Origin of the sequence: Planotetraspora phitsanulokensis (assembly GCF_016863295.1) — a bacterium.
GTDB lineage: Bacteria > Actinomycetota > Actinomycetes > Streptosporangiales > Streptosporangiaceae > Planotetraspora > Planotetraspora phitsanulokensis.
This window is the reverse complement of the sequence record NZ_BOOP01000031.1, coordinates 38787-60818: the sequence shown is the minus strand read 5'-3', so window position 1 is coordinate 60818 and position 22032 is coordinate 38787. Positions and strand designations below refer to the sequence as shown.

21 protein-coding genes are annotated in these 22032 nt (G+C 68.7%); 4 read left to right on the top strand and 17 right to left on the bottom strand.

Translation table 11 applies throughout. From position 1 onward, the window contains the following. Nucleotides 1-11 precede the first annotated feature (11 nt). Nucleotides 12-374, top strand: coding sequence for a nuclear transport factor 2 family protein (locus Pph01_RS30890; RefSeq protein WP_204076700.1), 363 nt, complete (start codon nucleotides 12-14; stop codon nucleotides 372-374). Nucleotides 375-387: 13 nt separating this feature from the next. Here the strand turns inward: Pph01_RS30890 and Pph01_RS30885 are convergent, their stop codons facing one another. From Pph01_RS30885 to Pph01_RS30855, 7 genes are all read right to left on the bottom strand, one after another. Then, nucleotides 388-1080, bottom strand: coding sequence for a 3-oxoacid CoA-transferase subunit B (locus Pph01_RS30885; protein WP_204076699.1), 693 nt, complete (start codon nucleotides 1078-1080; stop codon nucleotides 388-390). Next, entirely contained in the window at nucleotides 1077-1754 is a 678-nt protein-coding gene (locus tag Pph01_RS30880) for a 3-oxoacid CoA-transferase subunit A (protein WP_204076698.1), read from the bottom strand. The genes Pph01_RS30885 and Pph01_RS30880 overlap by 4 nt, the downstream gene beginning before the upstream one ends. Continuing rightward, a complete protein-coding gene (locus tag Pph01_RS30875; RefSeq protein WP_204076697.1) occupies nucleotides 1751-2938 on the bottom strand; it encodes a thiolase family protein in 1188 nt (395 codons plus the stop codon). Before Pph01_RS30875 ends, Pph01_RS30880 begins: the two co-directional genes overlap by 4 nt. A 121-nt stretch (nucleotides 2939-3059) precedes the next feature. Continuing rightward, nucleotides 3060-3863, bottom strand: coding sequence for an ABC transporter ATP-binding protein (locus Pph01_RS30870; RefSeq protein WP_204076696.1), 804 nt, complete (start codon nucleotides 3861-3863; stop codon nucleotides 3060-3062). A 35-nt stretch (nucleotides 3864-3898) separates the two neighbouring features. Next, nucleotides 3899-4672, bottom strand: coding sequence for an ABC transporter permease (locus Pph01_RS30865; RefSeq protein ID WP_204076695.1), 774 nt, complete (start codon nucleotides 4670-4672; stop codon nucleotides 3899-3901). Continuing rightward, nucleotides 4669-5517: an ABC transporter permease gene (locus Pph01_RS30860; RefSeq protein ID WP_204076694.1), complete on the bottom strand. Its 849-nt coding sequence runs from the start codon at nucleotides 5515-5517 to the stop codon at nucleotides 4669-4671. The genes Pph01_RS30865 and Pph01_RS30860 overlap by 4 nt, the downstream gene beginning before the upstream one ends. Continuing rightward, on the bottom strand, nucleotides 5514-6479 hold the full coding sequence (locus Pph01_RS30855; RefSeq protein WP_204076693.1) for an ABC transporter substrate-binding protein: 966 nt from the start codon (nucleotides 6477-6479) through the stop codon (nucleotides 5514-5516). Before Pph01_RS30855 ends, Pph01_RS30860 begins: the two co-directional genes overlap by 4 nt. 367 nt (nucleotides 6480-6846) lie before the next feature. Here Pph01_RS30855 and Pph01_RS30850 point away from each other — a divergent pair, with 367 nt between their 5' ends. Together Pph01_RS30850 and Pph01_RS30845 are read left to right on the top strand one after the other, a co-directional pair. Further along, a complete protein-coding gene (locus Pph01_RS30850; RefSeq protein ID WP_204076692.1) occupies nucleotides 6847-7632 on the top strand; it encodes an IclR family transcriptional regulator domain-containing protein in 786 nt (261 codons plus the stop codon). Between the two features lie 690 nt (nucleotides 7633-8322). Beyond that, on the top strand, nucleotides 8323-8523 hold the full coding sequence (locus Pph01_RS30845; protein ID WP_204076691.1) for a helix-turn-helix domain-containing protein: 201 nt from the start codon (nucleotides 8323-8325) through the stop codon (nucleotides 8521-8523). 34 nt (nucleotides 8524-8557) lie between these two features. Here Pph01_RS30845 and Pph01_RS30840 read toward each other — a convergent pair whose 3' ends face one another. The 10 genes from Pph01_RS30840 to Pph01_RS30795 form a co-directional block, all read right to left on the bottom strand. Further along, nucleotides 8558-11698 (bottom strand): glycosyl hydrolase 2 galactose-binding domain-containing protein, encoded by a 3141-nt coding sequence (locus Pph01_RS30840; protein WP_204076690.1) that lies wholly within the window; start codon nucleotides 11696-11698, stop codon nucleotides 8558-8560. Nucleotides 11699-11777: 79 nt separating this feature from the next. After that, entirely contained in the window at nucleotides 11778-13502 is a 1725-nt protein-coding gene (locus tag Pph01_RS30835; RefSeq protein WP_204076689.1) for a right-handed parallel beta-helix repeat-containing protein, read from the bottom strand. A 112-nt stretch (nucleotides 13503-13614) separates the two neighbouring features. Next, nucleotides 13615-15279: a type 2 periplasmic-binding domain-containing protein gene (locus Pph01_RS30830; RefSeq protein WP_204076688.1), complete on the bottom strand. Its 1665-nt coding sequence runs from the start codon at nucleotides 15277-15279 to the stop codon at nucleotides 13615-13617. Between the two features lie 23 nt (nucleotides 15280-15302). Further along, entirely contained in the window at nucleotides 15303-16241 is a 939-nt protein-coding gene (locus Pph01_RS30825; RefSeq protein WP_204076687.1) for a carbohydrate ABC transporter permease, read from the bottom strand. Beyond that, nucleotides 16238-17251, bottom strand: coding sequence for an ABC transporter permease (locus tag Pph01_RS30820; RefSeq protein ID WP_204076686.1), 1014 nt, complete (start codon nucleotides 17249-17251; stop codon nucleotides 16238-16240). Before Pph01_RS30820 ends, Pph01_RS30825 begins: the two co-directional genes overlap by 4 nt. Next, nucleotides 17251-17451, bottom strand: a complete 201-nt coding sequence (locus Pph01_RS30815) for a hypothetical protein (RefSeq protein ID WP_204076685.1) — start codon at nucleotides 17449-17451, stop codon at nucleotides 17251-17253. Before Pph01_RS30815 ends, Pph01_RS30820 begins: the two co-directional genes overlap by 1 nt. A 728-nt stretch (nucleotides 17452-18179) precedes the next feature. Then, nucleotides 18180-19406, bottom strand: a complete 1227-nt coding sequence (locus tag Pph01_RS30810) for an MFS transporter (RefSeq protein ID WP_204076684.1) — start codon at nucleotides 19404-19406, stop codon at nucleotides 18180-18182. Nucleotides 19407-19498: 92 nt separating this feature from the next. Continuing rightward, nucleotides 19499-19984, bottom strand: a complete 486-nt coding sequence (locus tag Pph01_RS30805) for a winged helix-turn-helix transcriptional regulator (protein WP_239117141.1) — start codon at nucleotides 19982-19984, stop codon at nucleotides 19499-19501. Between the two features lie 17 nt (nucleotides 19985-20001). Continuing rightward, nucleotides 20002-20601 (bottom strand): NAD-dependent epimerase/dehydratase family protein, encoded by a 600-nt coding sequence (locus tag Pph01_RS30800; RefSeq protein ID WP_204076683.1) that lies wholly within the window; start codon nucleotides 20599-20601, stop codon nucleotides 20002-20004. Nucleotides 20602-20669: 68 nt separating this feature from the next. After that, entirely contained in the window at nucleotides 20670-21425 is a 756-nt protein-coding gene (locus tag Pph01_RS30795; protein ID WP_204076682.1) for an SDR family NAD(P)-dependent oxidoreductase, read from the bottom strand. Between the two features lie 132 nt (nucleotides 21426-21557). On the opposite strand from Pph01_RS30795, the gene Pph01_RS30790 reads away from it, so the two are divergent. Beyond that, the gene (locus Pph01_RS30790) at nucleotides 21558-21992 is read left to right on the top strand and encodes an Rrf2 family transcriptional regulator (protein ID WP_204076681.1); all 435 of its coding nucleotides are present in this window, start codon (nucleotides 21558-21560) and stop codon (nucleotides 21990-21992) included. Nucleotides 21993-22032: the final 40 nt, after the last annotated feature.

The following is a 22032-nucleotide window of genomic DNA, read 5'->3' as shown; positions in this document are numbered from 1 at the left end:
CAGGAGCAGGCATGGATCACGCTGAGGCACGGCGGTTCGCCGAGGAGTGGGCGGCGGGCTGGAATTCCCATGACCTCGATCGGATCATGACGCACTACGCCGATGAGGTGGTCTTCCGGTCGCCGTTGGCCGCACGGATCATCGACGGGTCCGACGGTGTCGTCCGCGGCGTCGAGGCGCTGCGCGCGTACTGGGCCGAGGGCCTGCGGCGCAATCCCGGCCTGCGGTTCGAGGTCGTCGCGGTGTACGTCGGCCTCGACACCATCGTGATCGATTACCGGCATCAGACCGGTCAATCGGCCGTCGAGGTCCTGACCTTCCGCGACGGCCTGATCGTCTCCGGCATGGGCGCCCGCGGCCCAGACGGTTCCTGACCGGCTACCCGCGCTAGTCGTCGTCCAGGGTGCGCAGGGCGACGTCCAGCCGGGAGGCGAGCTCGCGCACGGTCGTGCCGTACGTCTCGACGACCGTGACGCCGTCCGGCGTGATGCGGAAGACCGCCAGATCGGTGTAGAGGCGGCTCACGCAGGCCAGCCCGGTGAGCGGATACGTGCATTCGGGGACGAGCTTGGGTGTCCCGTCCTTGCTGAACAGCGTCATCATGACGAACACGTCCTTGGCGCCGGTGGCCAGGTCCATGGCGCCGCCGACGGCGGGAATGGCGCCGGGGGCGCCGGTGTGCCAGTTGGCCAGGTCGCCGCGTTCGGAGACCTGGAAGGCGCCGAGGACGCACACGTCGAGGTGGCCGCCGCGCATCATCGCGAAGGAGTCGGCGTGGTGGAAGTACGACGCGCCCGGCAGTTCGGTCACCGGGATCTTGCCGGCGTTGACGAGGTCGTGGTCGATCTCGTCGCCGTCGGCGGCCGGCCCCATGCCGAGCATGCCGTTCTCGGTGTGCAGGACGACCCCCGCGTCCGCCGGAAGGTGGTCGGCGACCATCGTCGGCTGGCCGATGCCGAGGTTCACGAAGGAACCGCGCGGGATGTCCCGGGCGACGACGGCCGCGAGCTCGTCCCGGCTGAGCGGGCCGCGGCCGAGGTGTTCCGTCGTACGGCCGGCGGGGTCCGGGGCGATGATCATGGGGCGGCCTCCGCTTCGCTCAGGTCCAGGATCCGGTCGACGTAGATCGATGGGGTGACCACGGCCTCGGGGTCCAGCTCGCCGGTCTCGACGACCCGTCTCACCTGCGCGATCGTCAACGTCGCCGCGGTCGCCATGACGGGCCCGAAGTTGCGGGCGGTCTTGCGGTAGACGAGATTGCCCATCCGGTCGCCGATGTGGGCGCCGATGAGCGCGACGTCTCCCTTGATCGGGTACTCGAGCACGTAGTCGCGGCCGTCGATGGTGCGTGTCTCCTTGCCGTCGGCCAGCGGGGTGCCGACCCCGGTGGGGCAGTAGAAGGCGCCGATGCCGGCGCCGGCCGCGCGCATGCGCTCGGCGAGGGTGCCCTGCGGCACGACCTCCAGCTCGACCTTCCCCGCGAGGTAGAGCCCGTCGAACACCCACGAGTCGCTCTGGCGCGGGAACGAGCAGATCACCTTGCGCACCCGCCCGGCGGCGAGGAGCGCCGCCAGGCCGGTGTCCCCGTTTCCGGCGTTGTTGCAGACCACGGTCAGATCCGCCGCGCCCTGGCGGATCAGCGCGTCGATGAGCCGGACCGGCATGCCGGCCATGCCGAAGCCGCTGATCAGGACGGTGGAGCCGTCCGCGATCCCGGCTAAGGCCTCGTCGGGATCGCCGAGGACCGCGGTCATCGCGCGCTCACGTTCTCGAGGACCACGGCGAGGCCCTGGCCGACGCCGATGCAGATGGCGGCGACGCCCCACCGCTCGCGCCGCTCGCGCAGCACGTGGGCGAGCGTGCCGAGGATGCGCCCGCCGGACGCGCCCAGCGGGTGACCGATGGCGATGGCGCCGCCCTTGGCGTTGACGATCTCCGGGTCGACCTTCCACGCGTCCAGGCACACCAGCGACTGGACGGCGAACGCCTCGTTCAGCTCCACGGCGCCGACGTCGCGCCAGCCGATGTTCGCCCGCCGCAATGCCTGGTTGGCGGCCTCGACCGGCGCGTATCCGAACATCTGGGGCTCGAGCGCGGACGCGCCCCGGCCGGCGACGCGCGCGACGGGGTCGGCTCCGAGGCGGCCCGCGGCGGCCTCCGACCCGAGCAGGACCGCGGAGGCGCCGTCGTTCAGCGGCGAGGCGTTTCCGGCCGTGATGGTGCCGTCAGGGCGGAAGGCCGGCTTCAGCCCGGCGAGCACCTCCGGCGTCGTGCCGGGCCGGATCCCCTCGTCCCGTGCGAGGCCGACGCCGTCGACCGGCACGACCAGGTCGTCGTAGAACCCGGCGTTCCATGCCGCGTCGGCCTGCGCGTGCGACCGCACGGCGAAGGCGTCCTGCCGCTCACGCGGGATGGAGAACCGCTCCGCCAGTTGCTCGTTGGCCTCGCCGAGAGAGACCGTCCATTCCTTGGGCATCCGCGGGTTCACCAGCCGCCAGCCGAGCGTGGTGGAGACGGCGGTCGCGTCGCCCGCGGGAAAGGCGCGCGAGGGCTTGGGCAACACCCACGGGGCCCGCGTCATCGACTCCACTCCCCCGGTCACCACGATGTCGGCGTCGCCGCTCTCGATGGTCCGCGAGCCGATCATGGCCGCGTCCAGGCTCGACCCGCACAGCCGGTTGACCGTGGTGGCCGGCACGGTCACCGGCAGCCCCGCCAGCAGCACGGCCATGCGGCCGACGTTGCGGTTGTCCTCACCCGCGCCGTTGGCGTTGCCCCACACCACATCGCCGATCTCCGCCGGATCCAGCTCCGGGACCTTGGCCAGGACGCCGCGCAACGCGGTGTCCGCCAGGTCGTCCGGCCGGATGCCGGCGAGCGCCCCGTTGAACCTCCCGAACGGTGTACGCGCCGCGGCGTAGACGTAGGCCGAACCCATGCCACCCCTTCCTCATCTGTTTGGCATGCGAACAATGGTTCTCTAAGTGAACGAAGCCAGCGTATTGCAGCCCTCCGCGGGCGATTCGGGCGAGAGGGGGGAGGCCACGGCCGCGTGCCCGTCACGCCTCCTCGTCGCCGGCCGTCGAGGGCGACGGCAGCCCCCGCTTGGCGGCCTGGATCTGCTCCTGGACATGGGTGCGGAGCGCGGTGAACCGCGGGTCGCCACGGGTGTGCAGCTGGTCGCGGGTGTCGGGCAGATCGATGGTGAGCTCCTCCCGCACGACTGTAGGCGAGGAGGACAGGATGAGGACACGTTGCCCCAGGTAGACGGCCTCGTCGATGTCATGGGTGACGAAGAGGATGGTCACCCCGAGCTTGTGCCACAGCGCGCGGACCAGGTCCTCCAGATCCGCCCGGGTCTGCGCGTCGACGGCCGCGAAGGGCTCGTCCATCAGCAGCACCTCGGGTTCGAACGCGACGGCCCGGGCGATCGCCACCCGCTGCTGCATCCCGCCGGACAACTGCCACGGGTACGCCGATTCCGCGTCGGCCAGCCCCACCGCGGCGAGCGCCTCGGTGACGAGTTCCCTGCGTCGGGCCTTCGGCAGGCCCTTCTGGCGCAGCGGCAACTCGACGTTCTCGCCCACGCGCAGCCAGGGGAACAGGCTCCTGCCGTACTCCTGGAAGACCACCGCCATGCCGGGCGGCGGGCCGGTGACCCGCCTGCCCTGCAGCAGCACCTCACCGGAGGTCGGCGTGAGCAGTCCGCCGATGCACTTGAGAAGGGTGGTCTTGCCGCATCCGGACGGTCCCACCAGGCAGACGAGCTCTCCGGCGGAGAGCGTGAACGTGAGGTCGCGAATGGCCTCGACCTGGCGTGCGCCTCCGTTGTAGACCTTCTGCAGGCCGCGCACATCCAGCATGGGCGTCTCCTTTCGGGGGAACGGGGAGGGCGTGGTCACGACCGCTGGGAACGGCGCAGACCGTGGTACCAGCTGAGTGCGCGGCCCTCGACGAGGCGGAACACCAGGGACAGCAGGAAGCCGAGGAGTCCGAGCAGCAGGATGCCGCTCCACATGCCGGGGATGGCGAAGCTGCGCTGGAACTGCACGATGGCGAAGCCCAGCCCGTTGCTGGCGGCGAACATCTCGCTGATGACCATCAGGATGATGCCGAGGGACAGGGCCTGCCGCATGCCGGTGAAGATCTGCGGGCTGGCGGAACGCAGCACCAGGTGCCGGAGCCGGGCCGCGCCGCCGATGCCGTACGAGCGGGCGGTGTCGAGCAGGACCCCGTCGACGGCGCGTACTCCTTCCACGGTGTTCAGCAGGATCGGCCAGACGCAGCCGAACACGATGACCACGATCTTCATCACGTCGCCGATCCCGGCGAACAGCATGATGATCGGCACGAGGACGGGCGGCGGGATCGCCCGCAGGAACTCGAGCGCGGGCTCGGCGAATGCGCGGACGCGGGAAGATGACCCGATGACGACGCCCGCGGCCACGGCGATGACCACGGCGGCCAGGTATCCGCACAGCAGGCGCAGCACACTGGGCAGGACGTCGGTGGCCAGCCGGTCGCCGGTCCACACCTCGCCGAACGAGCTCACGATCACCCGCAGCGACGGGAAGTAGAAGTTCGCGCTGTTCTCGGTGGCCAGCCACCAGATGGCGAACAGGACCACGGGCAGTGCGAGGGCGGCGGCCACCTTGCGCGCGATTCGGGTCATACCGCTACCTCTCCACGTACCGACTGGTGCCACGCGAGGGTCCGGCGCTCCACCGCGCGAGCGCCCAGGTTGACCAGCACGCCGAGCAGACCGGTGACGGTCACCAGCGCGTACATGTCGGGGACGGCGTTGGAGGTTTGCGCGACCGCGATGCGGGCGCCGAGGCCGGGCGCGCCGATGACGAGTTCCGCGGTGATGGCCAGGACCAGCGCGACGGCGGCGGCCAGCCGTACTCCCGTCATCACATAGGGCAGCGCGGTCGGCCACAGGACGTACCGGACCCTGGCGAGGGCGGACAGTCCATAACTGCGTGCCGTCTCATCGGCGACCGGGTCCACGTCCTGCACGCCGTACAGGACCTGGACGAGCACCTGCCAGAACGACGCGTACACGACGAGCAGCAGGGTGGAGCGGATGTCCGTGCCGAACAGCAGCACCGCGAGGGGGATCAGCGCGACCGAGGGGATCGGCCGGAGGAACTCGATGGTGGAGGCGGTGTACTCACGCAGCACCGGGACCGCGGCGATCAGCACGCCGAGCACCACCCCGGCGACCGTCGCGATCAGCAACCCCAGGGCCCAGCCTTTGAGCGTGTCGCCCAGCGCGACCCAGAACGCCTGGTCCGTCACCTCCCCGGCGAGGGCCTGAGCGACGCGGCTGGTCGGCGGGAAGTACTTCGGCGAGACCAGGCCGACGCGGGGCACGATCTCCATCACCGCGAGAAGCGTGCCCAGACCCGCGAGGCCCAGCCATGCGGTCGCTCCCCGGCGCCGCCCGGGTCGCCCGTCCCCCGAGGCGGGGGCGGCCGGCGGACCGCCCCCACTCGTTCGCTCGGTCAATGTCATGGAAGGAGCTTGTCCAGATCGGGGGCCTTCGTGAAGAGCCCGTCCTGCTGGCCGAGCTTGGCCAACTCGTCCAGCGAGGCCCGGTTGGGCTCCGCCGGCCACTTGGGCAGGACCAACGTGGACATGGTCGCGGCGTCGATCTTCGTGTACGTGGAGAGGATCTTGCGCACCTCGTCGGGGTGGCCGTCGGCGTAGGTCAGCGACTCGCGCATGGCCTCCTGGAACCGCTTGACCAGATCCGGGTTGTCGGCCATCAGCTTCTCGGACGTGAAGTAGAGCGCGACGGTCAGGTCCGGAGCGACGTCGACGAAGTTGGACGCGACGATCCGACCGCCGGCGGCCTTCACCGCGGCGAGGGACGGCTCGACCACCCACGCCGCGTCGACCTGCCCGGCGTCCAGCGCCGCAGGCATCTGCGCGAACGCGATCTCGACGAACTCCACCGTGCTCGGATCGCCGCCGGCCTTGCGCACGGACGCGCGGACCGAGGTGTCGCCGATGTTCTTCAGGGTGTTCACCGCGACCTTCTTGCCCGCCAGGTCCTTGGCGGACTGGATCGGGCTGTCGCCCTTCACCACGATGGCGCCGAAGTCCTCACCGTCCTTGCCGGTCGAGGCGTTCCCGTTGGCGACCCCCTTCAGGGGCACGCCCTGGGTCTGGGCGATCATCAGCGAGGTCACGTTGCTGAACCCGAACTGGAACTGCCCGCTGACCACGCCGGGCACGATCGCCGCACCACCCTGGCCGCTCTCCAGCGTGAGGTTGAGCTTCCTGCTGCTGAAGAAGCCCTTTTCCTTCCCCAGATAAATAGGCGCCACATCGACGATCGGGATGACCCCGACCTTGACGTTGTCGACCTGGTTGGTTCCTCCTGTGCCGGTCGAAGGGCTGGAGGACCCGCATGCCGCCGACGCGGCGACGAGTGCCGCGGCGACAGCGAGTCGGGTGATCAGACGACGCATAGACCCTCCCTGGGCAATCCCCCCGCTGGCCATGATTGTGTGCGGATATCGCACGCAAGTTCTCGAGCGGAACTTAAAGCGCACTCTTCTCCGGGTCAATGCTCATGTCGAAGTTGTTACAGACGTGGATAAGCGCCCATCTGAGGGGAGAGATTGAGGTTTGACGCTTCGCCTGCACGGACCGTAGGCTCACGCCCAGATCGCACGAATGTGCGCGTGACGAACTCACCTGGTGAACGCTCAGGAGTCGACGATCCGGTCCCGGATGCGGAGCCGTCGCCGATCGAAGCCGGCCATGTGCGCGAGTCCAGTACGCGACGGCGTTCCCAGTAGGCTGGCAGCTCACTGGGGACAAACGGAGGGCCCGATGACCGACCCGGGGCGTGGTGCCTACTTCGTCCAGTCCCTGGAGCGCGGACTCGCCGTGATCCGTGTCTTCGACGCCGACAACGCCGCACTCACGCTCAGCGAAGTGGCGGCGCGGTCCGACCTCAGCCGGGCCGCCGCCCGCCGTTTTCTGCTCACCATGGTCGATCTGGGCTACATGCGTTCGGACGGCCGGCTGTTCAGGCTCAGCCCGCGCGTGCTCGAGCTGGGATATTCGTACCTGTCCAGCCTCTCGTTCCCGGAGATCGCCGAACCCCAACTGGAGCGACTGGTCGCCGAGGTGAAGGAGTCGGCGTCCATGTCGGTGCTCGACGGAGACGACATCGTCTACGTGACCCGGGTGCCGACCAGCCGCATCATGAGCGTGTCCATCATGGTGGGGACGCGTTTCCCCGCGTACGTCACGTCCATGGGCCGCGTTCTCCTCGCCCACCTCTCCGACGAAGAGGTGGACCGGCGGCTCAAGGAGGTCAGGCTCGAGTCGCGCACATCCCGGACCATCACCTCCGAGCAGGCTCTGCGCACGGAGTTGCAGCGCGTCCGGACCCAGGGGTACGCGATCGTCGACCAGGAACTCGAGGAGGGGCTGCGCTCTGTGGCGGCGCCCATCCGTTCTCGTACGGGCTCGGTCATCGCGGCCATCAACATCCCGGTGCACGCGGCGCGTTACACCGTCGAGTCGATGCGGCGGGACCTGGTGCCGCCGCTGCTGGCGACGGCTGCCCGCATCGAGGCCGACCTGCGGGTGATAACCCCGCACCGCTGAGCGCCCGCTCCTACTTCCAGGCCTACACACCTGCCGCAGGCGATGGCCGGACGTCTTTGCGCCTGGTACGGCCGTACGGCTGGTACATGATCACCGGCCGTGAAACGGCAGGTCACCGAAGATGCGGCCGAATCTGCGCATGGTGTCGACAGGGGTTTTCCGCCTAGTGTCCCCTGCTTCGGAGTGATCCGGAGGAGTGTCGTCCTCCCTGGTCAGGATCGGTTTCGAGGTTCGGAGCCGTGGAGTCGGGTGGAGGCCCTTTGGTCCCCTCTGTGGGGATCATGTGGGGAGTGGACGACCTTGTCAGAGGTGATCTGCTGCGGCGAACTTGTTCATGGGAGAGTGTGCGGCATGCAAGCTCCACGCCCTGTCTTGAGCAGAATTCGGCTCGCTCTTGGGTTGATCCTTCTTGGCTGGCTAGGCGCCGGCTGGGTGTCGTTCTTCTCCGCCGGGGCCGAGGCCCCAGCCTCGTACTTGATTGGGATGTTAGGGCTGATCACATCGCAGATGGCGATCCTCGTTGTGGAAGGACTCCTCTATCTCCGAAAGGAGTGGAGCACCAGCAGGCCCAGGAACGGCCAAGGGTCGGCATATTGATGTGCGGTTGGATCGCGTGGGGAGCGTAGGAGACGACATACGCCATCCCCGCCTGTAGCTTGGCGAGACGCGCTCCCTCGGAGGTGACCGATGATGGCTGACGCACTGATGACCCCAGAGCAGCTAGCCGAGTATCTCAGGGTGTCCCCAGAGTGGGTCTACAAGAACATCTATGACCTACCGTTCGTGAGGATCGGCAAGTCGTACCGGTTCCCGAAGGGGGACGTCGACGAATGGCTGAGATCGTCTCAGTACTGCGGTCTGCCTCCGAAGTTTTTCGGCAAGCAGGTCTAGGCAAGTCCGGCGTCAGCCGGGAAGGTTCTCAGTCTTATGGCCGGGTCACCGTCCGGGGCACGTTGTAACCCTCCACCCGCAGGGCGGGCCGGTCGGAGGGCAACGACGCGGCGGGCCAGGAGAGGGTGACAGCCCGCGACTCGCCGGGCAGCAGCCACAGGTAGTTCTCGCCGTACAGGGTCGGCAGCACCCGCTCGCCGGTCAGGTCGTCCAGAAGCGACAGCCGTACCATCGCCGCGACCGCCGGGCCATGGTTTGTGACCGTCGCGGTGAGCGCGCGGCGCGCCCCCGTCGTGGCGGCCCACTCGGCGCCGGCCGACACCCTCACCTGCGGGACGTCGTTGAGCGCCGTCATATGGGCGGCCTCCCGGTACCGCCAGTACACGTTCTCCGACAACACGCGGCCCCGGCCGTCCTCCAGAGTCAGCCGGAGGAGATGGAAGTCCGGCATGCCGGGCGTCCACCCCGCCGTGAACGCCTTCTCCGTGGCCGACGGCGGGACGTCGACCTTCATCCGCCGCGGGGCGCCGAGCGGGTGGCCGCCGAGGTCGAAGGCGGCCGCCGTCACCGTCACACCGGTGAGCGCCCGCGGGGTGTGGTTGACGGCGATGACCTGCCACTCCCCCGGATCGGCCTGAACATGGACCGGCTCGCACGCCTTGCGGGCTCCGTAGTAGGCGCCGTTCACGTCGAAGTCGTAGTCGTACGTCTGCCAGACCGTGCTGTGCCAGGCCGGGTGGGACATCCAGAGCATGAGGCCGCTCGCGTCCTGCCACAGGTGACCGTTCCACGCCTCGAACATGGCGCGGTGGTTCTCGTAGTTCACGAACTGGGCCTTGCGCGTGAAGTCGTCCAGCCCGGTGGCCGCGCCGAGGCGCGCCTCGATGGCGGCCTGGTAGTCCTGCGTCGCCTGGTTCCCCTTGGCGCTCCAGTCGTGGTGGTACCACGGGCCGCCGATCGGCCACTCCGGCTCGTCGCCGACGAGGTTGCGCGTGCTCTCGGCCGTGGACACCACGGGCATGCCGATCTCGGTGTGGAAGCCGAAGACGCCGCCGTGCGTGGACGGCGAGTGATAGCGGTCCGGCTCGACCCAGCCGTACGGGCCGCCCCCGCTGACGATCCCCCCGGCCGAGTTGTGCTGGTACAGCACGCCGGGCGCCTCCGCCTGGACCGCCTCGCGCATGCCCTTGTCGAGCGGTTCGGGCGGGTCGCCCTCGTTGGCCCCGCACCACACGACGACGCTGGGGTGGATGCGGTAGCGGCGCACGGTGTCGTGCACCAGATCGAGGAACGCCTCGTGGTCCGGCGGGTCCATGCCCCATGCGTTGGGGAAGTCGTTCCACACGAGGAGGCCGTGCTCGTCGCAGCTGGCGTAGAACTCCTCCCGGTCGCTGCTGCCCAGCCAGTTGCGGATCATGGTGAAGTTCATGTCGCGGTGCATCCGCACGGCCGCGTCCATCCGCTCGGGCGGCATGCGGCGCAGCAGTTCGTCCCAGCCCCAGTTGCCGCCACGGCAGAAGACCCGGACGCCGTTGACGCTGATCTTCAACGGGACCGCGCCGTCGCCGGAGGACGTCGGCGGCTCGTACTCGTAGCCGACCTGGCGGATGCCGAACCGGGTGGTGCGCCGGTCGCTCTCCACACCCTCGACCGAGGCCACGAGGGTCAGGTCGTGCAGGGCGGGCTCGCCGTATCCGTTGGGCCACCACAGCTCGGGGTCGCGCAGGCGCAGCCGCCCGTACGCGGCGGGGGTGAAGGCGACGTCGGCGGTATGACCGGCGGCGACCGTGACCGTCTGGGAGACATGGACGTCGTCGAACGAGGCGGACACCGTCACCCGCCTGTCCGAGGCGTCGGCGTTGCGGACCGGGACGACGATCGTCACCTCGGCGGCGCCGGTGTCGGGCAGATCGGGGAGCGTGGTGTCCACGCGGGGGTCGCCGATGACCGCGTGGCCGGTCGAGCGGAGCCGTACGTGGTTCCAGATGCCCGCGGCGCGGTCACGTACGGCCGGCATCCAGTCCCAGCCGGAGGAGGCCAGGTACGTCGGCGAGTTGCGGTTCATCATGTCGGCGCCGGCGTCCACCCATGACAGGCCTGCCGGTCCCTTGTCGGCGGGGCTGCCGGGGAAGGGCATCGGGGTGATCCGCACGGCCAGGGCCTGCTCGCCGTCCGTCGCGAGCAACTCCGTGACGTCGCGCGCGGACCGTGCGAAGGGGTGGGTCAGCGTCCCGATCCGCCGGCCGTTGAGCCAGATGTCGGCGGTGTGGTTGACGCCGTCGAACTCCAGCCAGATGTGACGGCCGGGGCCTGTGGGCAGGCCCCGAGGCAGGCGGAAGCCGCGCCGGTACCACCAGGAGTGCCGTGACAGGGCCTCGGGGATGTGGAGGTTGCCGAAGCCGGCCACCGGGTCGGGCAGGTGGCCCTGGTCGACCAGCGAGGTCAGCACGGTGCCCGGGACGGTCGCCGGCAGCCAGCGGCGGGTGTCCGCTCCCGGCAGGGACAGGTCGGCACCCTGGCCGCCGGCCCACTCGTCCATGGTCAGCGTCCAGCCCGACTCCAGCGGCACCGTGCCGTCGGCCGCGACCCGCAGTGCGGGCGCCTCGTGGTCGCGGGTCCCCCAGTCGGTCCAGCCGGTGGCGGAAGGCCGGGCCGCCAGCGGCGTGCCGTACACCTCGAAGCCGTTCAGCCCGAGGGGTCCGGCGGCGGAGCGCCTGCGGACGGTCATCCGCACCCAGCGCGCGACGACCGGGGTGGCCAGGCCGATCTCCACGACGCCGCCGGTCCCGTCGGTGGTGCGGTGAACCGTGGTCCACGACCGGTCGTCCCGCGACGTCTCGACCGTGAAGTCCACCGCGCAGCTGGACAGGATCTCCTGGCCGGTCGTGCCCTCGCGCGGATGGTCGCCGGCGGATGGGGTGTAGACCGGATCGTCCGCTGTGGCCTCGAAGGTCAGGCGGACGGACTCGACCCGGCAGTCCGCCTGCAGGTCGACGGAGATCCACTGAGGGTCGCCGTCCGCTGCCCGCCATCCGCTGCCCCGCACGCCGGTGAAGACGAGCCCGTCCACCGCGAACTCGGCGGGGGTGGCGGCGTAGTCGGTAGACGACACGGCGACGGGCCGGTAGAGGGCGAGGTCGACCGACGCCTCACCCCGTTGCGACTGATCTGGCATGACCCACACGTCCAATTTCAAGTGATTGAGAAATGCTCAAGTGACCGCGAATCGCGCGCGAGATCACCCGCTGGCGATCTCACTGAGGATCGTTCGGCTCCGCACCGTCGAGTTCGACGCCCACGTCGGAGCACGACCGCAGGACGACGTCGGGCGTCGATCGGCCGTGCCGGACGATGCCGTTGTTCCGGAAGCGGATGCCGCGTGTGCTCTTCGCGTCGAGCGCGGGCACGCCGTCGAGCACGAACCGGTTGTCCGTCACGACCACGCCGCTGTGGACCGCGCGCCCGGGGTCGCTTCGCGTATTCCTCGGATCGAGGAAGATCGCCGGTCCGCCCGGTTCGACGAACTCGTTGCCGCGAATCGTCAGATCGCGCACCGGCCCGGATTCCCACCACTCGTCTGCGTCGCAGGAGACGTAGATTCCGGCCATCCCCGTGCGTTCGAAGCGGTTGTCCTCGATGACGACCGGACGCCGGGTGGTCACGAGCACTCCGCGCGTGGGCACGTTGCGGAAGACGTTGCGGGCGATGTGGACGGCCGGCGTCCGGGTGACGTTCTCCACCGCGGTCCATCCGGTGAGATCGTCCGGGAGCTCCGCGTCGACGGTCACGACGATGGTGCGCAGCGGCAGGTCATGGGCGCTGCCGCTCGGCTGTCGTACCTGTTCCACCGTCGCGGTCGCGATCGGCTGGAGCGTCCCCCGATCGACGACCTCGACCTGCTCACCGGGTGAGAACTGGGGAAAGCCCGCCGTCTCCGGGTGCGGGTACTCCAGCTCGAGGGTGCGGCGGTCCGGCTGACCGGTGACCCGCAGGTACGTGCCGTGCACGTTGATCGGATCGTCGTGCGGCCCGTCGAACAGGCAGTCGCTCACGACCGCCCGGCCCGAGCAGCCGGAGAACTGGACGAAGTCGGCGAAGCCCGCCGTGTACCGGCCACTGCCCGGCGGAGTCTGGAACTCACACCCCTCGACAGTGACGTCCCGGCTCGTCTGAGCGACCACGCCGAACCCGTGCAGGTACCGGAACCGCAACCCCGACAAGGTCACCTCGGAACTGTCGAGCACCAGCGCGCCAGGATGATCACGTGTCGTCAGACGCATCTCATAGACCAGGCCCAGATCGGCAGGCTCACCACCCTGGTCATAGTCGATCCGGATCTCGTGCTCCCCCACCGGCCGGATCGACCGGACCCCCTCGAAAAGCGGATTCGGGCCCCGGCGCGTCCACCGGCCGGACGGATCATGGATCTGGGTGTACTCGAGCGCATCACGCCCCTCCCACGCCACCTCTCCCGAGCCGAGCGTCTCCCCGTGCCAGCGGATCGAAGCCCCCTCGACGGAGAACAACGTGGCCTCCGGCACCCGGATCACCCGAAACGGCCGCCCCGCCTCGACACCCGCGTCCACCACCGTGGCGTCGACCACCGTCGGCACCGCGAAGTCGAACTCGAGCCCCTCGACGCGCACCCGCCGCGAGTCGACGACCGCGAAGGTCGTCTGGAGCCCGTGCAGCACCAGACGAGCGCCCTCCCCCGCGATCACCAGATCGTCCGCCGCCTCCGCAAGAACCGCGATCGTCTTGACCCGATGTCGCGGATCGTCCCCCACCGTGTTGGAGACATACAGCTCACGGCGCTGCGCGCCCTCCGGCCACAGGTGATACTCCCCCGGCGGAAACCGGAGCACCACCGGGCCGTCGACGGCGCACGCCGCGCCCAGCACCGCCCGGACCCCGGGCGCGGCGTCGATGTCGTGGCCGGGGAGCACCCCGAAGTCGGTGACGTCGAGCAGTGTCGGCATGCGCGTCAGACCTCCGCCCGGTGCCGCGCGGGAGCCGCCGGACACCCTCGCGCCCAGCCGGCCGTCGCCGGCCGCAGTGGCCCCGGCCCACTCCGGCCGGCTGGGCGCGGTGTCACTGACCGGCCTTGTACTTGTCGTAGGCCTGCTGGTTCAGCTCCAGGTACCGCTTCAGGCCGACACCGTCGAGACCCTGGACGAAGGCGTCCCAGTCGGTGTCGAGGTTCTTGGACCCGGTGATGAAGGCCAGCTGGCCCTGGGCGACGTAGCTCTCGAGGTTGGTCTTCAGCGTCGCCATCTCGCCGCTGACGGCCGGGTCGGTCCAGACCGAGACGGTCGGGAAGAACTGCGCCTTGTCCTCGTGGCCCTCGTACAGCTTGGTCGCCTCGAACAGCCTCCGCTCGTATCCGTCCTCGGAGTAGATGTCCGCCGGCACCACCTGGGCGTTGCGGTAGTCGAGGGTCAGGTTGTACTGCGCCATCGCGTCCCAGGAGAGGTTCTTGGGCGCCTGCGTACCCGGCGTGCGCTTGTAGAGCGGCTTGATCGACTGGTCCAGCGCGATGTCGTCGGGGCCCGGCTTGTTCCAGCCCACACCCTCCGGCCCCATGACCGCGATCTCGGTGCCCTCGGTCGTGTAGATGTAGTCCAGCATCTTGATCGCGGCGACCTGCGCCTCCTTGCTGGCCTTGTTGGTCAGCATGAAGGTGAAGGTGCTGGAGCTCGGGTAGTTCAGGCCGCTGAAGCTCTTACCGGACGGCCCGGTCAGCGGCGGGGCGGCGTCGTACTGCTTGTCGCGGCCGTCCTTGGAGCCCAGCTGCACGAAGATGCCGGGGTGCAGGAGCGGCGCCGAGCCGACCATGACCGCGTCGGGGTTGTTGCCGGTCGCCTGGAGCGCCTCGGCGTTCTGCGTGAACGCCGCCTTGTCGATCAGGCCGTCCTTGACCAGCGAGTTGATGTACTTCAGGCCCTCGCGCCACTCCGGCGTGATCACCGGGGTCGTGACCTTGTCGCCGTTGAGGGTGAGCAGCCCGACCCCGCCGTTGTTCGCACCGGCCGGCGGGTAGGCGAACGCCCCCATCAGATACTCGATCAGGTGGCTGTCCTGCACGTCCGTGGTCATCGGGATCTCGTCGGCCTTGCCGTTGCCGTTCGGATCCTTGGTCTTGAACGCCTCCAGGACCGCGCGAAGCTCGTCGGTGGTCTTCGGCATGTCCAGGTGGAGCTTCTTCAGCCAGGCGGTGTTGATCCACAGCTTGTCGGGGTAGCTGCAGTGGAAGCAGTCCGACCACTGCGGCAGCGCGTAGATGTGCCCGTCGGGCGCGGTCGACATCTCCTTGAGCGTCTTGTTGGAGTCCAGCGCCTTCTGGATGTTCGGCGCGTTGTCCTTGATCAGCTGTTCCAGCGGGACGGCGACGCCCTGCTTGCCCAGCTTCAGCACCTCGGCCTGGGAGAAGCCGTCCACCCAGGGGATCAGCATGAACAGGTCCGGGTAGTCGCCGCTGGCGAGCGCGATCTGCCGCTTCTCCTTGGCCGGCCCCGCGTCGAACGTGGTGGTCTGCCAGCGGAACTGGATCTTGAACTTGTCACTCATCAACTTCGTGACCGGGTTGGTGTCCAGGTTCGTGTCCGCGTCGGCGGGCGCGAGCGTGTCGATGATGACCTTGCCGCCCGCACCGAGCTCCGGCTTGCTGGATTCGTCCTCGCCGGAGCTGCACCCCGCGACGACCAAAGTCGCGGCGATCGCCAGAGCGGCGGCTTTCCTGATGGGGGGTATTTTCATGGTTCCTTCCAATCGGTGAATTGCTAGCCCTTGACGGCGCCGACCATGACGCCCTTGGTGAAGTGGCGGGCGACGAAGGGATAGATGATCAGTACGGGCAGGCTCGAGACGACGATGAGGGCGTACTTCAGGACGTTGGCCAGCTGTTGCTGCTGGAGCTGCTGGGCCACGTCCGCGACGCCGACGTTGCGCTGGTTCAGGATGAGGACGTTCCTGAGCACGATCTGCAACGGAAAGAGATCCTGATCCTTGAGATAGACCAGGGCGTCGAAGTAGGTGTTCCACTGGAAGATCACGTACATCAGCGCGAGGACGGCCAGCAGCGGCTTCGACAGCGGCAGAACCACCGACCGGAGATAGCGGAGCTCGCTCGCCCCGTCCAGCATCGCCGCCTCGTGAAGGTCCTCCGGGATGTTGGCGAAGAACGTGCGTGCGATGATCACCTGCCAGACGCCGACGGCGTTGGGGATCAGCAACGCCCAGCGGGTGTTCAGCATGCCGAGGTCCTGGACCACCATGTACGTCGGGATCAGGCCGCCCGAGAACAGCATGGTGAAGATCAGGGCGGTCATCAGCACGTTGCGCCCGAAGAACCTCTTGCGCGACAACGGGTAGGCGATGGCGACGGTCAGCGTGACGCTGATCAAGGTGCCGCAGACGGCATAGATCAGCGAGTTGTAGTACCCCCGCAGGATCTGCGGGTTGCTCAGGGCGACCTCGTAGGCGCGCAGCGAGAAGTCGATCGGCCAGAAGGTCACCCTGCCCGCGGATACGGCACTCGCGCTGCTGAACGAATTGGCGACGATGTAGATCAGCGGCAGCAGTACCAGCCCCAGGATCACCACCAGCATGATCGTGACGACGACCAGGAACACCCGGTCGCGGAACGGCTCACGGATCCGCTCCTTCGCCGCCGGCTTCCGTCGCAGCCTGGACAGGGGCGACGTCGTCAGCGCGCTCATCCCCACAACCCCTTCCCGGTGATCCGCTTGGCGGCGAAGTTGACGAACAGCAGCAGGCAGAGATTGACCACCGAGTTGAACAGACCGACGGCGGTGGCCATGCTGAAGTCCGCGTTGACCAGGCCGGTCTTGTAGACGTAGGTCGCGATGATCTCCGACTGGGCGAGGTTCAGGTCGTTCTGCAGCAGGAAGGCCTTCTCGAACCCGATCGCCATCATGTTGCCCACGCCGAGCACAAGGATGATCACAGCGGTGGGCATGATCCCCGGCAGGTCGACGTTCCGGATCCGCTGCCAGCGGCTGGCGCCGTCGATCTTCGCGGCCTCGTGCAGCGCGGGGTCGATGCCGGCGAGGGCGGCCATGTAGATGACGGCGGAGTAGCCCGTCGTCTGCCACACGTCGGACCAGACGTAGATGTGCCGGAAGTAGTCCGGATCGCCGAGGAAGTCGATCGCCGGGATCCCGAACAGGCCGATCGCGTCGTTCACGATGCCCAGCCGCGGCGACAGGATGAGGATCGTCATCGACACCGCCACGACGGTGGAGATGAAGTACGGCGCGTAGGTGAGCAGCTGAACCGTGCGCTTGAACAGGCCGTTGCGGATCTCGTTGAGCGCGATGGCCAGGATGATCGGGATCGGGAAACTGGCCAGCACCAGGTAGAACGCCAGGATGAAGGTGTTCTTCAGCAGCGTGCCGAAGACCGGGTTGCTGAAGAACAGCTCGAAGTTCTTGAACCCGACCCAGTCGCTGCCCCAGACCCCCTTGATGACGTTGTAGTCCTTGAACGCGATGACGGCGTTGCTGATCGGGATGTACTTGAAGATGACGAAGTACGCCACCGGCACGATCACCAGCAGGTACAGCTGCCAGTGCAGGCGCCAGGACCGCCGGGCCTCGGTCCAATGGCTGTGGAAGTAGCGCGCGAACGCGTTCCGGCTCCGTCCGGACCCGACCGGCCTCTCGGCCGGGCGGACCTGCGAGCCCGGAGGCCGCGTGGTGATCTCCATCAACCCACCCGCAGGTCGGCTGCGTCGAGGTCCCGGGCGACGCCGACGACGGGTGCGGCCGGCGGCCGGACCCGGCCGTCCGTGATCGGCGGTCCGGTATGGGTGATGGCGCCCAGCTGCGGGATGTGCTCGGCACAGCTGCCGTTCGGCACCGCGCAGGACGGCACGTGCGGCTCCATCAGGAAACGGGGTGACGTCACAGTCACACCTCCTGTTGCGGGGTGAGGGTCGTACCTGTTGCGTTATGGCCGGCCGGGGCCGGAGGAAAGTCGGCGGGTCAGGGAACGGCGAATGGCTGGACGCTCACCGCAGCCGCTCCGCCTGCCCACTCCTCGAGGAGGAGCGGGCGGACGGACGCGGCCGATTCATGCGACGACCGTGTCGACGAGCGAGTGCGCGGCCTCGGTGACACGGCGGAGGACAGCCTGAGCCGGCGCGCGAGACTCACACGACCGAGTGGTCCGTGGGTCGGCACAGCCATGAACACCCGCCGTTGCCACAGGTGCCACAGCGAAGCCATGCCGTTCCCGGGAAACATAGGCGAAACGTAGGAGCAATATTTAACTTCGTCAAGTATTGATTTCCGCTCGGCACTGGTCCTACGCTCAGCGGCACCCGTCGCCTGCAGGCCCTGCGGCCCCGAGGACGTGATGCTCCCGTGCCTGTCGACCCTGATCACCCGACCTAACGCGGGCGCCGAACGCGGATCTCGACCTCAAGATGATCTTCGATTCACACCGCGTGGAGATCCGATGAATGTGCGGTGAGGCGGTGCTGGAACCGTCGGGGCGCCGCGCCGACGCCGGCCGAGCGGCACACCTTCCACCCACCGCACTCCAACGCGGACGAGGACACCGGATGAGCACGACGTATCGGGCGAGACCGCACCAGGGCCTGACGCGGTTCCTCCTTTGTCGCGTACTCCGCTTCAGGCGCGGCGTTGGATGCGGATCTGGGCGATGAGGCTGATGAGCGCGAGGAGGACGGTCAGCGCCGTGTAGCAGACGACCGCCGGCACCTCGCCGAGAGGGCCGGCGAGGCGGCCCTCGATGACGATGGGCACTCCGAACGCCACGTAGGAGACGACGTAGATTCCGGCCACGACCCCCGCGCGCTGGTGTGCTTCCGCGAGCGGGAAGACGAGCCGCAGGGCCGCGGAGAACGACGCCCCGAAGCCGACGCCGGCGACGGCCTGCCCGACGATCATGATCGTCAGGCTTCCGGCGAACACGCCGCCGATGATGCCGGCGGCTCCGGCGATGGACGCGTAGATGCCGACGGTCATCGCCCGCCGGGGGTCGACGCGTGCGAACGACAGCCCGATGACCGCCGACACCGCCGGAGCGACGAAGCCGGCCACGCCGTTGAGCAGGCCGCTGTCCAGATGAAAGACGCTGCGAACCATGCTCGGGGCGAGCCCTCCTGACAGCCCTGCGAGCATCCAGACCGCGGCGACCACGGGTGCCGCGGCGGCGAACTCCTTGCGGGCCGTGGGCGGCACCGCGACGCGCGGAACCATCGAACGGAGCGCCCCGGACGTGCGGGGCACGGTCTCCGGAGACAGGACGACGACTGCGGCCCCGAGAATCGTGAGGACGACGAGGACGGCGAAGACGATCGAATTCGCCGCAGGCGACAGCTGGATGGCGAGGCCGGCGAGTAAGGAGCCGCCGCCCAGACCACCCGTCAGACCGACGCTGCCGAGGATCGTGCCCAGTCTCTTCTTGTTCTGCGGGGCGAGTTCGACGAGCGCCGCGGTGAAGGCGGCCGTCCCCGCGCCGCTGGCGACGCCCTGCACGATCCGGCCGGCGATCACCCACCCGATGTCGGTGGCGACGAGGAACAGCACGTTCGACGCGAGCTGGATGACCAGGGCTCCGATCAGGACCGGCCTCCGGCCGACATGGTCGGACAACGACCCCATCGAGAGGACGGCGGCGAGGAAGCCGATCGCGTATACGGCGAACGCCAGGGTGAGAAGCGACGGCGGGAACCGCCACTGCTGTCTGTAGACCACGAGCAGCGGCGTCAGCGCGCCTGCCGCGAGATACAGGCTGGTGAACGCGAGCGCTACACCCGTCAACGCCGGTCCGGCGGGGAGAGTGCGCCGGCGGTGGGCCGCGGGCGCCTCGGTGATCAGCTGAGATGAGGACAAGACGGTTCCTTGAAGAGACCACGCGCGCGCGGTGGTCGGAGAATCGGTGACGGCCGATGTGAACCCGGCCGGATGAACGCTCAACCGCTCTGTCAGCCGGCCCAATCGCCGTGCGCCACGATCGCGAGGTCCTCGAGTTCGAGATCCCTCCCGGACACGGTGCGCGGGCCGATCACGACCGGCTCACCGGTGCCTCGTTCCACCAGGCGCAGCGGCCCGCCGTCGTCGCCCTGGAGGTGCTTGTTGCCCCACTGCATGAGCGCGAACACGGCGGGAACGAGATCTCTGCCCTTCTCGGTGAGGAGGTACTCGTAGCGGCTGCGCCTGCCCGGCTCCTGATAGGGCCGCCTGACGAACAGGCCGATGTCGGTCAGTTCCTTCAGCCGGGCGGCGACGATCGCGTCGGTGAGCTTCGTCCGACGGGCGAAGTCGTCGAACCGCGTCGTGCCGTAGAAGGCCTCGCGAAGGATCAGCATCGACGACCGCGTGCCGATGACCTCCATCGACTTCCCGATCGAGCAGTTCTCCAGCCGCCACGTGCTGCGATCGGCCAGAACACCTTCGAACGTGAGCGACACGACTCCCCCTGACGTCGCTAGTCGGTGATGACGACGACGCCCGACGGCGCGTCCAGCAGCTCGACCGTCCGTTCGGCGGCACGGTCGATCTGCACGCGGGGCTCCGCGGGGATCTGCTGTTCGTTGTAGGTGCCCGGCCCATAGAACTGCCCGTAGCTCAGCACGACGCCCCCTTCGGCGAGAACGGAACGTTCCAGCGCGGCGACGGCTCGGGCGTCGGGTCCGTCAGGCAGCTGCCAGGCGACGGTCTGGGCCAGGATCTTCGGCGACCCGCTCCGCCGTGCCGCCTCGATCAGGTTCTGGTTGCCCTCGGTGCGGATGCGGGCGTTGAGCTCCGCGTGGTCACCGATCTTCTCCACCTCGTCCGGCAGATCGGTCAGCTCGTTGAGAACGACGTCCGGATTGAAGTCACGGACCGCCTGGATCAACGCGTCCCGGTCGAAGACGTCACACAGAATCGGCACGGCGCCCAGCTCGGCCAGCAGCTCCATCTTGCCGGCCGACCGCGTCATGCCACCGACCACGTGCCCCGCCTGCACCAGCAGGGGAACCAGCCGCCGCCCGATCACGCCGGACGCACCGGCGAGGAACACCCTCACGACCTCTCCTAACTTCACGATTCGATAGTCAGAACCTAGATGCTGACTCCTATACAGTCAAGCCAGACCTGTCGGGGTGTCAGGATTCAGGCGTTGTATCCCCCGTGGGCATCCAGCACCGCGCCCGTGATGTACGACGCCGCAGGGCTCGCCAGGAAGGCGATCGCCACGGCGATCTCGTCGGGATGCCCCATGCGCTGCAGGGACAGCGAGCCGACCATGACCTTGAGCGTCTCGGGGTCCGGCGGCTCCATGCCGCTCTCCATCAGTCCGGCCTCCACGACGTTGGCCGTGATGCCCCGGGGCCCGAGATCCCGTGCGACGCCCATGGTGTACCTCTCGATCCCCGACTTGGTCGCCGAGTAGTCGGCGAGTCCCGGCACGCCGACCCGGGAGCCCAGCCCGGAGCTCACCGTGATGATGCGGCCGTCCGCGCGCAGCACTCGGGAGGCGGCCCGGATGACGGCGATCACGCCGAGGTAGTTGGTGGCGTGCATCCGGTCCAGCGCGGCCGTGTCGGCGTCCGGGTCGTCCACCGTGCGGCCCTGCTCGATCGAGATCGCCGCGTTGTTGACGAGGATGTCCAGGCCGCCGAAGTACGCGACCACGTCGTCGATCAACGCCGGGGCCCGGCCCGTGTCCGCCTGGTCGGATTTGAAGGCGACGGCCTTCGCCCCCTTGCCGCGCACCTCCTCGACGACGGCGTGGGCCTGCCTGTCGGAGCTGACATAGGTGAACGCGACGTCGGCGCCCTGCTCGGCCAGCAGCCGTACGGTCGCGGCTCCGAGTCCGCGCGACCCTCCGGTGACCAGGGCGACCTTGCCCATGAGCGGCTTGTCCATTCTTCTCACCTCGCTGATCGATCCTTCCGGGAACGGTCGTAACAGTAATTGTTACAACGATCCCATCGCAACATTTGTTGTTACGACCGCCTGGTCGTAACATCGATCGTTGCGGCCGAGAGGAGAGGGTTCATGAGCGCCAACAGCAGGTTGACCATCGCCGCCCACGCGTTGGCCTGGATCAGCCTCTACCAGCGCCAGGGCCACGAGGTCGCCACCTCCGAGCAGATCGCGACCAGCGCGAACACCAATCCCGTGGTGATCAGGCGGCTGCTCGGCGAGTTGCGCAGCGCGGGGCTCGTGGAGTCCCGGCGGGGCGTGGGCGCAGGCTGGTCGCTGGCGCGCGACCTGGAGTCGATCACCCTGCTCGACGTGTACGAGGCGGTGGAACCCGGCCCGCTGTTCGCGATGCACCGCGCCACTCCGGACCAGGGGTGCGTGGTGGGTTACGGCATCCAGCCGGCGATGCAGGGCATCTACGACGGCATCGAGGAGACCCTGCGGCGCGAGCTGGCCCGCGTCACGCTGGAGGACGTGCTCCGGGACGTTCTCGCGGCACCTCGCTAGTGCCATATGTCCGGACAAAGACCTACAAGCGGGAAGCCGG

Excerpts from the sequence above, each read along its gene's own strand:
- Pph01_RS30890 (WP_204076700.1), top strand. The coding sequence starts at position 12 with ATGGATCACGCTGAGGCACGGCGGTTCGCCGAGGAGTGGGCGGCGGGC.
- Pph01_RS30885 (WP_204076699.1), bottom strand. The coding sequence starts at position 1,080 with ATGATCATCGCCCCGGACCCCGCCGGCCGTACGACGGAACACCTCGGC.
- Pph01_RS30880 (WP_204076698.1), bottom strand. The coding sequence starts at position 1,754 with ATGACCGCGGTCCTCGGCGATCCCGACGAGGCCTTAGCCGGGATCGCG.
- Pph01_RS30875 (WP_204076697.1), bottom strand. The coding sequence starts at position 2,938 with ATGGGTTCGGCCTACGTCTACGCCGCGGCGCGTACACCGTTCGGGAGG.
- Pph01_RS30870 (WP_204076696.1), bottom strand. The coding sequence starts at position 3,863 with ATGCTGGATGTGCGCGGCCTGCAGAAGGTCTACAACGGAGGCGCACGC.
- Pph01_RS30865 (WP_204076695.1), bottom strand. The coding sequence starts at position 4,672 with ATGACCCGAATCGCGCGCAAGGTGGCCGCCGCCCTCGCACTGCCCGTG.
- Pph01_RS30860 (WP_204076694.1), bottom strand. The coding sequence starts at position 5,517 with ATGACATTGACCGAGCGAACGAGTGGGGGCGGTCCGCCGGCCGCCCCC.
- Pph01_RS30855 (WP_204076693.1), bottom strand. The coding sequence starts at position 6,479 with ATGCGTCGTCTGATCACCCGACTCGCTGTCGCCGCGGCACTCGTCGCC.
- Pph01_RS30850 (WP_204076692.1), top strand. The coding sequence starts at position 6,847 with ATGACCGACCCGGGGCGTGGTGCCTACTTCGTCCAGTCCCTGGAGCGC.
- Pph01_RS30845 (WP_204076691.1), top strand. The coding sequence starts at position 8,323 with ATGGCTGACGCACTGATGACCCCAGAGCAGCTAGCCGAGTATCTCAGG.
- Pph01_RS30840 (WP_204076690.1), bottom strand. The coding sequence starts at position 11,698 with ATGCCAGATCAGTCGCAACGGGGTGAGGCGTCGGTCGACCTCGCCCTC.
- Pph01_RS30835 (WP_204076689.1), bottom strand. The coding sequence starts at position 13,502 with ATGCCGACACTGCTCGACGTCACCGACTTCGGGGTGCTCCCCGGCCAC.
- Pph01_RS30830 (WP_204076688.1), bottom strand. The coding sequence starts at position 15,279 with ATGAAAATACCCCCCATCAGGAAAGCCGCCGCTCTGGCGATCGCCGCG.
- Pph01_RS30825 (WP_204076687.1), bottom strand. The coding sequence starts at position 16,241 with ATGAGCGCGCTGACGACGTCGCCCCTGTCCAGGCTGCGACGGAAGCCG.
- Pph01_RS30820 (WP_204076686.1), bottom strand. The coding sequence starts at position 17,251 with ATGGAGATCACCACGCGGCCTCCGGGCTCGCAGGTCCGCCCGGCCGAG.
- Pph01_RS30795 (WP_204076682.1), bottom strand. The coding sequence starts at position 21,425 with ATGGACAAGCCGCTCATGGGCAAGGTCGCCCTGGTCACCGGAGGGTCG.
- Pph01_RS30790 (WP_204076681.1), top strand. The coding sequence starts at position 21,558 with ATGAGCGCCAACAGCAGGTTGACCATCGCCGCCCACGCGTTGGCCTGG.